Below are 13,391 nucleotides of genomic sequence, written 5' to 3'. Positions count from 1 at the left end.
GCAAGGTCGCCATCGTGACCGGCGGTGGCAGCGGGCTTGGTCGGGCCATGGCGGCGACGCTCGCCGAGGCGGGCGCCGCAGTGGCGATCACGGGCAGGCATCTGGAAACGCTTCGAGGCGTCGAAGCGGAGCTGAATCAGCGCGGTGGTGTCGTGCGCGCCATAGTCTGCGATGTACGAAGCACGTCTCAGGTTGAAGCAGCGGTTCAGGAAGTGATCGACTGGCAGGGGCGGGTCGATATCCTGGTCAACAATGCTGCGATATTTCCGCCAGGCCTGCTGACCCGGATGGACGAGGACGTGTGGGTCAGTGTCATCGACACCAACCTCAATGGTGCGTTTCGCATGTGTCGCGCCTGCCTGCCGGGAATGATGCGCAACGGCTGGGGCCGAATCATCAATGTGGAGTCTCCATCGGGGCTGCTTGGCATGGCGGCGGTGCCCGCCTACGGAACGTCCAAGGGCGCACTGATGGCCATGACCCGGCAACTGGCCATCGAGGTCGGGCGATATGGCGTAACCGTGAACGGCCTGTGTCCCGGTGTTGTCGCCACCGAGAAATTCGTCGAGACCTTTACCGAAGCCGTCCCGGTCGCCGCTGGCGTCGGAATGGCGATCGGGCGCTCCAATCGTCTCGATGACTTTGCCGGACCCCTGTTGCTGCTGGCGTCGGAGGCGAGTGCCGGCATGACCGGCAGCACCCTGTTCGTGGATGGAGGGCTGACGCACTGCGCTCCGTTGTCACCTGAACAGATCGCCGTCGTCGATGGCGCGTTGGGCAGATAGCTCCGATCCGAACGGGAAATCCAGACATCATGAAGTCACAGCCCCTCCGGTATTTGTTGTTGTGCAGCGTGTTGGCCCTTGCCGGATGCGGGAGCAGGCCTTCAACCGACGGAAATGATACTGGTGCAATGGCGGGATGGCCGGAATACGGCGGTGACAAGGGTGGGCTACGCTACTCGCCACTGACCCAAATTACGCCCGCCAACGTCAATGGACTGCAAGTTGCCTGGACGCATCGCAGTGGCGATTTCAGCAACGGCAGTTCGACCGAAACCAAGACGAGTTTCAGCGTCACGCCGATATTGGTCGACGACCAGCTTGTATTCTGTACGCCGTATAACCGCGTGATCGCGCTGGATCCCGAAACAGGCGTCGAGCGCTGGTCGTTCGATCCCGAAGTCCGCAATCGTCACTTCGATGAAACCCCTTCCACCCGAGCGTGCCGCGGGGTGGCTTTCTGGCGTGAAACCAATGCTCCCGGCGATGGTGTCTGCGCAACGCGCATCCTTGCCGCCACGCTCGATTCGGAGCTGATTGCGCTCGATGCGAAAACCGGCCAACCCTGCCGTGATTTCGGGCGAGGCGGGCGCGTCGATCTGCGCGAGAATCTGCAGCCGGCCCCGAAGTGGGAGCGCTACCCGACGTCGCCGCCGATCGTCGTTCGTGATGTGGTCGTGGTCGGCGCGCTGGTTGCCGACAACCTGAGAACGAACGCGCCGAGTGGTGTCGTCAAGGGATACGACGTTCGCACGGGTGCGCTGCGCTGGGCGTGGGATCCCGCACCCATTACCGAGGCCGAGCGCAGCATAGACCCGGATGCGCCGATCTATCGTCCCGGCACTCCGAATGTCTGGTCGATCATGTCGGGCGACGAGGAGCGCGGGCTGGTGTTTCTGCCGACGGGCAACGCGGGGCCCGATCTGTTCGGCGGCGTGCGCGGCAACCTGGACCGGTATGGCAGTTCGACGGTTGCTCTCGACGTCAGCACCGGAAAGGTCGTGTGGGCCTTTCAGACCGTGCACCACGACGTCTGGGATTATGACGTGGCTTCGCAACCGGTATTGTTTCAGCTCGGGGGTGTGGGTGGCGGTGTTCCGGCGGTTGCGCAGGCAACCAAGATGGGGCACATATTCCTGCTCGATCGCGAGACCGGCGAGCCGCTGTACCCGGTGGAGGAGCGCCCCGTACCACAAGGCGGTGTGCCCGGCGAGCAGTTGTCACCGACGCAACCCTTCCCCACTCACCCGGCACCGCTGCAACCCCCGATCTTTGCAGCAAATGATGTTTTCGGCTTTGCCTTTTTCGACAAGCGCGATTGTGCCGGGAAGATGAGCAGGCTTCGCTATGAAGGAATCTTCACTCCCCCTTCTTTGGAAGGTTCGATCCAGTACCCCTCCAGCCTGGGGGGCTCGAACTGGGGCAGTGTGGCGATCGATCCGGTGCATGGAGTCCTGTACACGAACCAGACCGCCATTGCGCAGATCGTGCAACTGATACCGCGGAAGATATATGACGGTGGCGTTGCCGAGCTGGGACACTTTCCCGATGAATTCTATCCACAGCAGGGCACGGTATATGGAGCCAAGCGCACGATGCTGCTGTCGAACCTTGGCGCTCCGTGCGCGCCAACCCCTTGGGGTACGTTGACGGCAGTCGATCTGAAGTCCGGGCAGGTATTGTGGAAACGCCCGCTGGGTTCTACGCGGGATCAGGCACCCTTTCCCTTGTGGTTCAGGCTTGGCACGCCGAACCTGGGCGGCTCGATCGTGACGGCCGGGGGGCTGGTGTTCGTGGGTGCAACGATGGACAGGTTCTTCCGTGCGTTCGATGCGCAAACGGGTGATGAAGTGTGGCGCTATCGCCTGCCATTCACGGCGAGCGCCACCCCCATGAGCTACCGCTTGCGTCCCGATGGTCCGCAATATGTCGTCATTGCCGCAGGCGGACATGCATGGTCGGAATCGGGTGATGCCCTGATCGCTTTCACGCTGCATTGACGAACGGACAAGTCCGGGATCCGAGCGTGCGCTCAGCGAGAGCGTTGCCCGGCAGTCGGGCAGAAAGCCGTCGTGCGTCATTGGCGGCGTGCCGTCGGCGAAGTAGGGGTAACGTGAACGTACTTCCCTGGGGAATGCACCATGGTCGCTCAGCATCACACCGTCGAAACCGACGTCTTCTGCATGCCTGACAACGTCGAGCAACTGATCGGGTTCTGTCCATGTGAGCGTCTGCCAGAATTTCATCCGCACCTCTTGATCGTCGGTTTGGGGCGCGCTTGCTGATCGAAGATATATCAAATGTCAAAGCCATCCGATGGTGCCGTGACGCGACGCAGTCAGGCCACACGGACGCGACTCATCAGCGTTGCTGAAGCGCTGTTTGCCAGTCGCAGCATAGAAAACGTCTCGTTGAACGAGGTCAGCAAGGCGGCGGGGCAGAAAAACAGCAGTGCGTGCCAGTATCACTTCGGTGACAAGCAGGGATTGTTGCAGGTCATCCTCGACAGGCATGTCGCGGGCATTACTGCTGCACGTGAAGTGCTGTTGAATCGTCTGGAAGAATCGGAAAGCCCATCGGGTTTACGCTCACTGGTAAATGCCTTCGTACAGCCGATAGCCGCCAAACTTGACGATGCCGATGGTGGACGGGCATTCATTCGCATCAACGCTCAGCTCATCGCGTTGCATACCCTGTCGGTCCATGGCACACCGGCGTCGCCGTTGAGGCTGGCGCGTAGCGACCGCTTCGTTCAGGCGCTGCGTCAGGCGCTACGCTCCACATACCTGCCGGAGACAGTCGCACGCCAGCGATTGTTGCTGGCGGCGGTGCTCGTGTTTCACGGCCTCGATGACCATGTGCGCATGCTGGAAACCGGATCTGCCGACCGGCTGGAATCGAATACCCGCCTGTTCATTGCCAATCTGGAGGATTCCATAACCGCGTTGTTGTCCGCACCGATTTCAGACGCCACCCGTGAGTTGTGCATTTCATTGGAAGCAGAGGGCGACATCTCTGGATTCGCTGGCAGTACATGATTCGATGCCATCGCCGCACACCTGCGTTGAACTGAAACGCAGACGGCTGACGCACAAGAGATTTTACAGGGTTGACTGTAACATTACAGTCTGCTGGCTTGCATTCAGGCACTGTAAGGATACAGCGAAAGTGCTGTTCAGGAGGTAATCATGATCGCTCAGGCCGAACAACTGCTGCAGCGTGGTTCCAGTGTCACCAGTTCACTGCTACCGGCGATTTTCAATATCTTCAGCCAGTGGCGCATCACTGGTGCCCAGCAAATGGTGCTATTGGGGCTCAGTAATGAGAAGACCCTTTACAACTGGAAGAGCCAGCCCGAGAAGGCCAAGCTGACGCGAGACCTGTTGGAGCGGGTCAGCTACATTTTGGGGATTTACAAGTCCCTGCAAATCTTGCTGCCCGATCAGGTGCTGGCTGACCAGTGGCTGGCTACTCCCAACGACAACCCGCTGTTCAATGGCACGACCCCGCTGAGCCGAATACTCGCTGGTCAGGTGGTTGACCTGGCCGTGGTCAGGGATTTTCTTGATGCGGAGCGAGGTGGCTGGTGATCGCCATCGATACTCTACCCGGTAGCCAGGTCAATGAACCCGTCTATCGGGTCATGCTGTCGCGCTATCCCCAGATCCACCTGTTCGAGCGCGTCTCCAATCCTCAGGATTGGGGCGTGCTCCCAAGTTCCGCAGCTAATCACGCAAGTGTTTGATTTGACTTGGTGACGTAAGTCAAAAATGCCACAACAAGCGCTTCAGGCGGGTGCTTTGACGGTCAAGGCCTCGAAGAGTTGGAGTTGCTGGGGTGTGATCTTGCCAATACCGGTCAGGTGTTGCGTGCCGATAGTGACGCGGTGCTGCTGGATTCGCCGCAGCAGCTCCAGCGCGGTCTTCGGGCTGTGGACGCTGCCGTGCTGCTTCAAGCGCATGCGCATCACCCGATACAGCAGCAGCGCCGGGAAGCAGATCAGCGCGTGCGCGCGGATGCGATCCGGGAGGCGGTGGTACACCGGTGCAATCGCAAGGTCGCTCTTGAGCACCCGGAAGCCGCGCTCGATGTCGGCCAGTTCTTGTAGCGCTCGACGATCTGCGCGGCTGTAAAGTCCTCGACATTGGTCAGCAGTACCAGCTTGCCGTCGAAGGTCTCCGCGCGTGCGATGGCCGCCTCGTCGAGGGTATAGCTGAAGCGCTCGGCGTGGTATTGCGGCTTCACGAAGCGAGTCAACTCGGCCTCGGCAACGGCTTGCTGGAAGCGGCTGTAGGCACCGCGGTCGCTGGCCTTGCGGCCGCGTTCGGTGAGGCCTTTGTCCTGCGCGTCGAGCTTGGCGACAAGCTGGTCGGCGAAGGCTTCCAGTTCGGCGATGCGTTGGTGGCGGCTGGCCGTCTGCTCGGCCGCTCAGGTCGGATCGTGCGCGACCACCAGCCGGTGCTCGGCGAAGCGGCCTTCGGCCAGACCCTCGCCGAAGCTCATCGCATCGAGCGTGCCGCCCAGCTCTGCGTAGCGCCGTGCCGGCACCGCCGGATGAACTGCAACTTGCGCTCGGTCTGCCGGGCCAGCTCGCCGATCTGGGCGATGTTGTCCAGACTGAGCAGACCGCGGTCGGCGACCGGATCACCCGCTCGACCGGGAAGCGCGCCAGCACCTGTTCGAGCATGGCCTTGAGGGTGGCGGTCTCGGCAACGTTGCCGGCATGCACGGTGTGCATCAGCGGCAAACCCTCGGCCGACTGCACCACGCCCAGCACGAACTGCCGGGCGATGCCGCCAGTTTCCTTGTTCATGCCATAGGCACGTACATCCTCGGGAACATGGCCCTCGCCGTGGATGCGCACCGTGGTCAGATCGTAGAACACCACCGACAATTGCTGATCGAGCATCGGCCGCAACAGCTGGGCCACCTTCGCCTCGACCTTCCCGGCGCGATCCATCAGCGCATCCAGCGTGCGCAGCAGGTGATCGTGCGAGACCGCCTCGGGCATGCCTGGATCGCCACCGTCTCCAGCCATTCCAGACAGCCGAGCTTGGAATCGGGTGCACACAGGCGGTTGAACACCATCGCCCGCACCATCGCCTCGGCATCGAATGCGCGGCGCGAGGAGCGCAGGGCCTGACGTACGGCATCGCCCAAACCCAGACTCGACCACAGTTCATTCAGGGCATGCACATCGCCCAGCGCCCGTGCCGAGTCGTACTCCGGCACGGGTGCCGAGATCGGCACGCGACCGAGCGCACGCTGCAAGCCGTGGATGAGTGGATCGAGTTTCTTGCCGTCCAGCTCATCCAGGCGACCGAGGTTGGCGACCACGCGCTGGCGCACCCCGGCCTGGGTGCGGAAGCCTTCGACGAGTTGCAGGTAGCTCCGGCCGCCGGAGCGGGTGATGCGCGTGTACATGTGTCAACGCTATCACATGCCAACCCGCCATTAAAGCCATCAAAACGTTAAGGCGTGACACAACACGATTGTCTGGAAATCGGGCTTGCGGCACGCCCAAGTCGTTGAAATCATGGAGTGTGGCTAGCGGCGACCCCGCCAAAACCGGGCACGAAGTGCGGAACTTGGGGTGCTCTACGCCGTCGAGTCGCTGACCAACCCCAGATTGCGTGATGAAGTTGGCGATATTCGCTTGATACCACCGGAAGACCGCGTCTATGGCGATGGCGCCTCCTGGATAATGGCGGCTTTCACCCACCCGCCGGTCGATGTGCGAGGTGGTCTGAGCTTGACCAGACTATCTGAGGGATTTCCGGCCGTTTTTTGTCACGGTTGGTGAGGAGCGGAAGCAAGGCCCCCTCGAAGAGCTTGCAAGAAGCCCTCCGAGGGGGTTGTCTCGTGTTCGACCAAGAATGCGAGACCACTCCAATGTGCCATGCCCTGTTACGCGATGCCAGCTTCTGGCGGTTTTTGCAGCTGATCGATCACGACCTGGCGGAGCAGGAGAGCGCTGGCGGCTGTCCGGCGTGCGGTGCGCCGCTGCATCGCGCCGACTACCCGCGCAAGCCGCGCGGCGTGCCGCGTGCGCTGTTCGGGCCGGACGGGGTGCGACGCCTGAGTTTCTGCTGTGCCCGCGACGGGTGCCGACGGCGCATGACGCCGTCGTCGGTGCGTTTTTCTGGGGCGCCGGGTGTTTGCGGGCGCCGTGGTGGTGCTGGCGTGTGCGCTGGCACAGGGTCTGAGTGAGCGGCACCGGCAGCGACTGTGCGAGCGTATCGGGGTCGGTTTGCGCACGCTCGAGCGCTGGCGACGGTGGTGGCGGAGAGATTTCGCAGCCAGTGCGCCGTGGGCGGCGATCCGGGCACGACTGGCCACGCCAGTGGAGGAGCAAGCGTTGCCGCGCGGATTGCTGGAACGCTGGGGTGAGGCCTTCTCGGCAACTTCGGTGGTGGGGCTGCTGCGGCTGCTCGCACCGCTGTCGCGTTCGGTGAGGGCGCGCGGATGACCCGCAGACGATGCGGGTGCCGCGAGGCGGAGGAGCTGCGTAGGCTGCGCATACACTCACCGCACGGGGATTTCGCATGGGCAGGACGGTCGAGGGCGATCGAGACCGCTGGGCACGGCTGCGCTTCATGATCATCGGTCCGCTGCTGGCGGCGCCGCCCGAGCCGGGTGCGCTGCAGCAGACGCTGGTGCAGCTGGCGGCCCGACACTGGCGCCACCCGGTCACGGGGAGGCCGTGCCAGTTCGGGCGCTCGACGATCGAGCGCTGGTACTACGCGGCGAAGAACGCCCGCACGGATCCGGTGGCGGCACTACGCCGCGGGGTGCGCAAGGATGCCGGTCGCCAGCGCAGCCTGTCGACGGCGATCGGTGCGCTGCTGTACGCCCAGTACCACGCGCACCCGAGCTGGACGGTGCAGCTGCACTACGACAACCTGGCCGTACGGCTGCGCGAGGATCCGGCACTCGGGGCGGCGCCCTCGTACGCGAGCGTGCGCCGCTACTTTGCGGCGCAGGGGTTGTTTCGCCAGGCGCGGCGATCCGTGCGCGACAGCGCCGCTCGCGCCGAGGCACGCGAACGGCTCGCGCGGGTCGAGGTCCGCTCTTACGAGAGCGCGCACACCAACGCGCTCTGGCACGCCGACTTCCACCACGGCACACACCCGGTGCTCAGCCGCACGGGCGTGTGGCAAAAACCCGTGCTGCTCGGGGTGATCGATGACCACTCGCGTCTTGCCTGCCACCTGCAGTGGTATCTGGCCGAGACGGCCGAGACCTTCGTGCACGGGCTCGCAAGCGCTGCAGAAGCGCGCGTTGCCGCGTGCGCTGATGACCGACAACGGCGCACCGATGCTGGCCGCCGAGGTCACGGCCGGGCTGCACACGCTCGGCATCGTGCACGAGACCACGCTGCCGTACTCGCCGTACCAGAACGCCAAGCAGGAGACGTTCTGGGCGAGCGTGGAGTCGCGCCTGATGGCGATGCTCGAGGGCTGCGCAGAGCTCACGCTCGAGCGGCTGAACGAGGCCACGCAGGCTCGGGTCGAGATGGAGTACAACCGCCGTTCGCACAGCGAACTCGGCTGTTCTCCGCTGGCACGCTACGGCGACGGCACCGATGTCGGGCGCGAGTGCCCTGGGAGCGAGCGGCTGCGCCGTGCGTTTCGCACCGAAGCCGTGCGCACCCAACGGCGCTCCGACGGCACGTTCTCGCTCGAGAGCACACGCTTCGAGGTGCCCTCGCGCTACCGCCACCTCGCACGGCTCACGGTGCGCTACGCGCGCTGGGACCTGCGCACGGTCGAGCTGATCGATCCGCTGAGCGGGACGCCGATCTGTGCGCTCTACCCGCTGGACAAGACGGCTCACGCCAGCGCCGCGAGACGCCTGCACGCAGTGCGCACGCCTACGGTGCCCGTGCTGCCCGACCCGCCGGCGCACAGCCCCATGGCGCCGCTGTTACGCGCGCTCATGGTCGAGTATGCCGCCACCGGGCTGCCTCCGGCCTACGTGCCCCTGTCCAACGACGCACCCCTTGCCGAGGATCCGCTGCGATGAACAAGCAACTGCTCGCCCTTTATGGTCTGAAGTGGAATCCTTCTCGCCCGAACTGCCCACCGAGGCGCTGCGCCTCACGCCGGCGGTGGAGAACTTCGCTCGGCGTATCGAGCACGCGCTCGTGCGCGAAGGCGGCTTCGCGCTGATCAGCGGCGACGTCGGTACGGGCAAGAGCGTGGCGCTGCGCCTGATCGCCGAGCGCCTCGCCCCGTGCCGGATCTGACCGTCGCCGCACTCACGCACCTGAGCGCCAACCTCGCCGACTTCTACCGCGAGCTCGGTGATCTGTTCGCCGTGGAGCTGCGCCCGCACAACCGCTGGATGGGCTTCAAGGCGCTGCGCACCCGCTGGATCGCCCATCTGGAGAGCACGCGGCTTCGCCCCGTGCTGCTGATCGACGAGGGCGCAACAGGTCGCCCCGCTCGTGCTCTCGGAGTTGCGCCTGCTCGCCTCGGCGCACTTCGACTCGCGCAGCCTGCTGAGCGTCGTGCTCGCCGGCGACCAGCGTCTGAACGAGTTGCTGCGCCGCGACGAACTCCTGCCGCTCGGTTCGCGCATCCGCGCACGCCTCTCGCTGGAGTACGCCAGCCGCGAGGAACTGCTGGCCTGCCTGAAGCACCTGCTCGCAAGCGCCGGCGCCCCCGCTCTGATGACACCCGAGCTGATGCACACCGTCTGCGACCACGCCATGGGTAACTACCGTGCGCTCACCACCATGGCCGCGGAACTGCTCGCCGCCGCCGCGCAGCGCGAGCTCGTCCAGCTCGACGAGAAGCTGTACCTCGCGGTGTTCACGCCCCTGGGCAATCCGCCGGCACGCGCCGCACCCGGCTCACCAGCGCTTGAGCCGGCAACCATGAAATCGTCCCGGCACCACCCCATCGAATTCCCCGAGCAGCTCAGCGACGAGGGCGCGGCACACATCCTCGACTTCCTCTACGAGGTGATCCGCGCCTTCGAGTCGCGCTTACTTCGTGCAGATCCGTCGCCACCATCGCCACACCGCCGCTGAGTACGCCGCCCAGCGCGCCGAGCGCACCCAGCTCGAACTGCCCCTCACAATCCCCGACGAGCCGTCCGACCCGGTCTTCTGAGCCATCGTCAGACCGTCGCCACAGCGCCTCGCAGCCGCCGGGCGCTGCGGTTGCGTCGCACCCAAAACGCGGTCGACACCGGCAGCGCCAATGCCGGACACCTCGCAATATCACATCACGGCTGCAGACCATCAGAAAGCGTGATCAGCTCGCCATCGATTACCGTGGTCATGCTCAGTCGCTTCAACCGAGACTTTGGTATCTATTACTGTGCTGCCGATGAAGCGGTCGCCATCGCGGAATCGTCCCACCATCGAGTGCGATTCCTGCGTGAGTCCCGAATCGACAAGACCACCCAGGAAATGCGGGTTATCCGTGCGCAACTCGGCCCCGTCACCCTGCATGACATACGGTATCTGGCTGGCCATGCCATTTACCATCCCGATGATTACGGCGAAGCCCAGCAGTTTGGTTATGCGTTACGTAAAGCAAAAAGCTTTGGTGTTCACTGCCAAAGCGTGAGAGCGAAAGGGGAGTGCTACGGGGTGATGCGTGCCCGAGCGCTGTCCGATGCGATCCACTGGCGTTATCTGCGCTACCACTATGACCAAGGGGCAATCACCGACGTTGAATCCATTGATGGCAGTGGCAAGAGGTGATGGCAATGTATAAAGACCTGTTCGATGAGCTCTTTGGCTTATCCGATCCTTGATAAAACCGGCAATATGCCGTATATAACGAAAGAAAGGAGTTCAGCCATGCCCAGACCCGCAAGCGAAGTGGAAACCGCCCGCCTCGAGGCGCGCGTTCCTGTCAATGTCTATGAGCAGATGCAGCGCGCCGCACGGCTGCGCGGCATGACGCTTACCGGCTATCTCATTGCGACAGCAGGCGAGGATGCCCGCCGCACGGTCGAGGAGGCCGACGTGCTGCGTCTGGCTGCCGAGGACCAGGTGCGCTTTGCCAAGGCGCTGATTGATCCGCCCGCGCCGAACGCCCGTCTTGCCCGTGCCGCCAAGCGCCATGCTGATCTGATCGCGCCCCGGTGAGTGCAAGGTTCGCGATAGAGGCGCTGACCAAGGCCCACCAACGCAAGATGTTCTCGTGCGGCAACGAGCAGATAGACCGCTATTTCCGCGAGACGGTCACGCAGGACATAAAGCGTCGATACGCGACCTGCTTTGTCGCCCGAGACCTTGAAGCCGACCGGATCGCGGGTTTCTACACGCTATCATCGAGCAACGTGCCGCTGATGGCCGTGCCCGAGCCGCTGGCAGGCCGGTTGCCGCGCTATCCGACTGTTCCGGCCGTGTTGATCGGTTGGCTTGGCCGCGATCAGTCCTATGCCGGGCTTGGGCTAGGCGAGGCGCTGCTGTTCGACGCGATCAGGACCGTTGCCGAAGCGCCGATAGGCGCTCACGCCATATTCGCCGACGCGATAGACGCGAAGGCTGCGGCTTTCTACGCGGCCTTCGGATTCTCGCCACTGACTGACCGGCCCAATACCCTGTATCTGCCAGTTGCGACTGCACAGCGCCTTTTTGTCGGGAGAAACCCCATGACCACTTCTGTCGCCGGTGAGCATGATCACGGTAATTGATGGCGGGCTTCTTGCCGGCAGCCTGCTCCTCGCAGTAGCTGGCAAGACCATCTGCCACGCCCTTGCTGGTAAGTGCTGGTTCGTGCAGCACCCGCCAGCGTCCTGTCTGCCGCCTGCGTGCCGCACTTCGGTGCTTCCTGCTGACCGTGGCGCTTCCCGCGGTGCGCGCCGGCCGAGGTCAACGGCAGAATGCGTGATTTATTGCGAATCGCCCGTTCCGATGTCGATGTTGCGGTTGACAGCCTTGTGTGTCGCGAAGAAAATGCCCGGCTCTTTGAGGAGGGGTTCCCGAGCGGTCAAAGGGATCAGACTGTAAATCTGACGCGCAAGCTTCGCTGGTTCGAATCCAGCCCCCTCCACCATTCGGCAGGCCGTGACTCGGCATGTGACGCCCCTTCTGGCGTCGCCGGGGCGGTGTCCGGAAGGCGGGTATAGTTCAACGGTAGAACCTCAGCCTTCCAAGCTGATGGTGCGGGTTCGATTCCCGCTACCCGCTCCAACGGTCAGCGGTTGCCGACGGAGCATGGTTTTCGGTCTGCCGGGCAGTGCAGGCCGTAGAGGTCGGGAGGAGTTTTTGGGCGGGCTCATATAGCTCAGTCGGTAGAGCACTTCCTTGGTAAGGAAGAGGTCACCGGTTCGAATCCGGTTATGAGCTCCAGACTTCGGTGGTTCGTGGCTCCCGCTCCGGGTGGTGCGCAGGGCCGCTGGTTGTTCATTGCATTAGCTTTCATCTACTGGCACTGGAGACGCGCGTCATGGCCAAGGAAAAATTCGAGCGTAAGAAGCCGCACGTGAACGTGGGTACGATCGGTCACGTTGACCACGGGAAGACGACGCTGACGGCGGCGTTGACGCGCGTGTGCGCGGAGACGTGGGGCGGGGAGATGCGGGCGTTCGACCAGATCGACAACGCGCCGGAGGAGCGCGAGCGCGGGATCACGATCGCGACCTCGCACGTGGAGTACGAGAGCCCGGTGCGCCACTACGCGCACGTGGACTGCCCCGGCCACGCGGACTACGTGAAGAACATGATCACGGGCGCGGCGCAGATGGACGGTGCGATCCTGGTGTGTTCGGCCGCTGATGGTCCGATGCCGCAGACGCGCGAGCACATCCTGCTGAGCCGCCAGGTGGGTGTTCCGTACATCGTGGTGTTTCTGAACAAGGCGGACATGGTCGACGATGCGGAGCTGCTCGAGCTGGTCGAGATGGAAGTGCGCGAGCTGCTGTCGAAGTACGATTTTCCGGGCGACGACACGCCGATCATCACGGGGTCGGCGCTGATGGCGCTGGAAGGCAAGGACGACAACGGACTGGGCACGAGTGCGGTGCGCAAGCTGGTGGAGACGCTGGATGCGTACATACCGGAGCCGCAGCGTGCGATCGACCAGCCGTTCCTGATGCCGATCGAGGACGTGTTCTCGATTTCGGGTCGCGGCACGGTGGTGACGGGTCGGGTCGAGCGGGGGGTCGTGAAGGTTGGCGAGGAAGTCGAGATCGTCGGCGTGAAGGCGACGGTGAAGACGACGTGCACGGGTGTGGAGATGTTCCGCAAGCTGCTCGACGAGGGTCGTGCGGGCGAGAACGTTGGTGTGCTGCTGCGTGGCACGAAGCGCGACGATGTGGAGCGTGGACAGGTGCTGGCGAAGCCGGGCACGATCAAGCCGCACACGAAGTTCACGGCCGAGGTGTACGTGCTGACGAAGGAAGAGGGGGGGCGGCATACGCCGTTCTTCAAGGGCTATCGTCCGCAGTTCTACTTCCGTACGACGGACGTGACGGGGGCGTGCGAGATGCCGGAAGGCGTCGAGATGGTGATGCCGGGTGACAACCTGCAGATGGTGGTGACGCTGATCGTGCCGATCGCGATGGAGGAAGGCCTGCGGTTTGCGATCCGCGAGGGCGGACGCACGGTGGGCGCCGGCGTGGTGGCCAAGATCATCGAGTGAG

Annotated in this window: 8 protein-coding genes, 3 tRNA genes and 5 pseudogenes; 15 read left to right on the top strand and 1 reads right to left on the bottom strand. The window is 63.7% G+C overall.

The window, feature by feature from the left end:
• The first annotated feature begins 47 nt into the window (after positions 1-47).
• The 5 genes and pseudogenes from H7A12_15370 to H7A12_15350 all read left to right on the top strand — a co-directional run bounded on the left by H7A12_15370 (position 48) and on the right by H7A12_15350 (position 4,494).
• Positions 48-785 (top strand): SDR family oxidoreductase, encoded by a 738-nt coding sequence (locus H7A12_15370; GenBank protein MCP5322164.1) that lies wholly within the window; start codon positions 48-50, stop codon positions 783-785.
• Positions 786-913: 128 nt separating this feature from the next.
• Positions 914-2,782, top strand: coding sequence for a pyrroloquinoline quinone-dependent dehydrogenase (locus H7A12_15365; GenBank protein MCP5322163.1), 1,869 nt, complete (start codon positions 914-916; stop codon positions 2,780-2,782).
• A gap of 300 nt (positions 2,783-3,082) precedes the next feature.
• Positions 3,083-3,820 (top strand): TetR/AcrR family transcriptional regulator, encoded by a 738-nt coding sequence (locus H7A12_15360; GenBank protein ID MCP5322162.1) that lies wholly within the window; start codon positions 3,083-3,085, stop codon positions 3,818-3,820.
• 150 nt (positions 3,821-3,970) lie between these two features.
• On the top strand, positions 3,971-4,372 hold the full coding sequence (locus H7A12_15355; GenBank protein MCP5322161.1) for a DUF2384 domain-containing protein: 402 nt from the start codon (positions 3,971-3,973) through the stop codon (positions 4,370-4,372).
• Positions 4,369-4,494 (top strand): annotated as a pseudogene (locus tag H7A12_15350) (RES domain-containing protein). Before H7A12_15355 ends, H7A12_15350 begins: the two are co-directional and overlap by 4 nt.
• Before the next feature lie 75 nt (positions 4,495-4,569).
• Here H7A12_15350 and H7A12_15345 read toward each other — a convergent pair.
• Positions 4,570-6,206: pseudogene (locus H7A12_15345) on the bottom strand (IS1634 family transposase).
• Between the two features lie 468 nt (positions 6,207-6,674).
• Between H7A12_15345 and H7A12_15340 the strand changes: the two are divergent.
• From H7A12_15340 to tuf, 10 genes and pseudogenes are all read left to right on the top strand, one after another.
• Positions 6,675-7,251: pseudogene (locus H7A12_15340) on the top strand (hypothetical protein).
• A 76-nt stretch (positions 7,252-7,327) separates the two neighbouring features.
• Positions 7,328-8,807 (top strand): annotated as a pseudogene (locus tag H7A12_15335) (transposase).
• A pseudogene (locus H7A12_15330) lies at positions 8,804-9,603 on the top strand (AAA family ATPase). The pseudogenes H7A12_15335 and H7A12_15330 overlap by 4 nt, the downstream one beginning before the upstream one ends.
• A 468-nt stretch (positions 9,604-10,071) precedes the next feature.
• A complete protein-coding gene (locus tag H7A12_15325; GenBank protein ID MCP5322160.1) occupies positions 10,072-10,500 on the top strand; it encodes an RES family NAD+ phosphorylase in 429 nt (142 codons plus the stop codon).
• A gap of 99 nt (positions 10,501-10,599) precedes the next feature.
• On the top strand, positions 10,600-10,890 hold the full coding sequence (locus H7A12_15320; GenBank protein ID MCP5322159.1) for a DUF1778 domain-containing protein: 291 nt from the start codon (positions 10,600-10,602) through the stop codon (positions 10,888-10,890).
• Positions 10,887-11,441 carry a GNAT family N-acetyltransferase gene (locus H7A12_15315; protein MCP5322158.1) on the top strand — a complete coding sequence of 185 codons (555 nt, stop codon included), beginning with the start codon at positions 10,887-10,889 and terminating at the stop codon, positions 11,439-11,441. The genes H7A12_15320 and H7A12_15315 overlap by 4 nt, the downstream gene beginning before the upstream one ends.
• A gap of 278 nt (positions 11,442-11,719) precedes the next feature.
• Positions 11,720-11,803, top strand: a tRNA-Tyr gene (locus H7A12_15310).
• Positions 11,804-11,866: 63 nt separating this feature from the next.
• Positions 11,867-11,940: transfer RNA gene (locus H7A12_15305), tRNA-Gly, on the top strand.
• Positions 11,941-12,023: 83 nt separating this feature from the next.
• Positions 12,024-12,099, top strand: a tRNA-Thr gene (locus H7A12_15300).
• A 97-nt stretch (positions 12,100-12,196) separates the two neighbouring features.
• Positions 12,197-13,390: an elongation factor Tu gene (gene tuf / locus H7A12_15295; GenBank protein ID MCP5322157.1), complete on the top strand. Its 1,194-nt coding sequence runs from the start codon at positions 12,197-12,199 to the stop codon at positions 13,388-13,390.
• Position 13,391: the final 1 nt, after the last annotated feature.

This window comes from Pseudomonadales bacterium, from assembly GCA_024234165.1.
GTDB lineage: Bacteria > Pseudomonadota > Gammaproteobacteria > Pseudomonadales > UBA5518 > UBA5518.
Note: the sequence above shows the minus strand (reverse complement) of the source record. Positions and strands in the feature narration are given on the sequence as shown.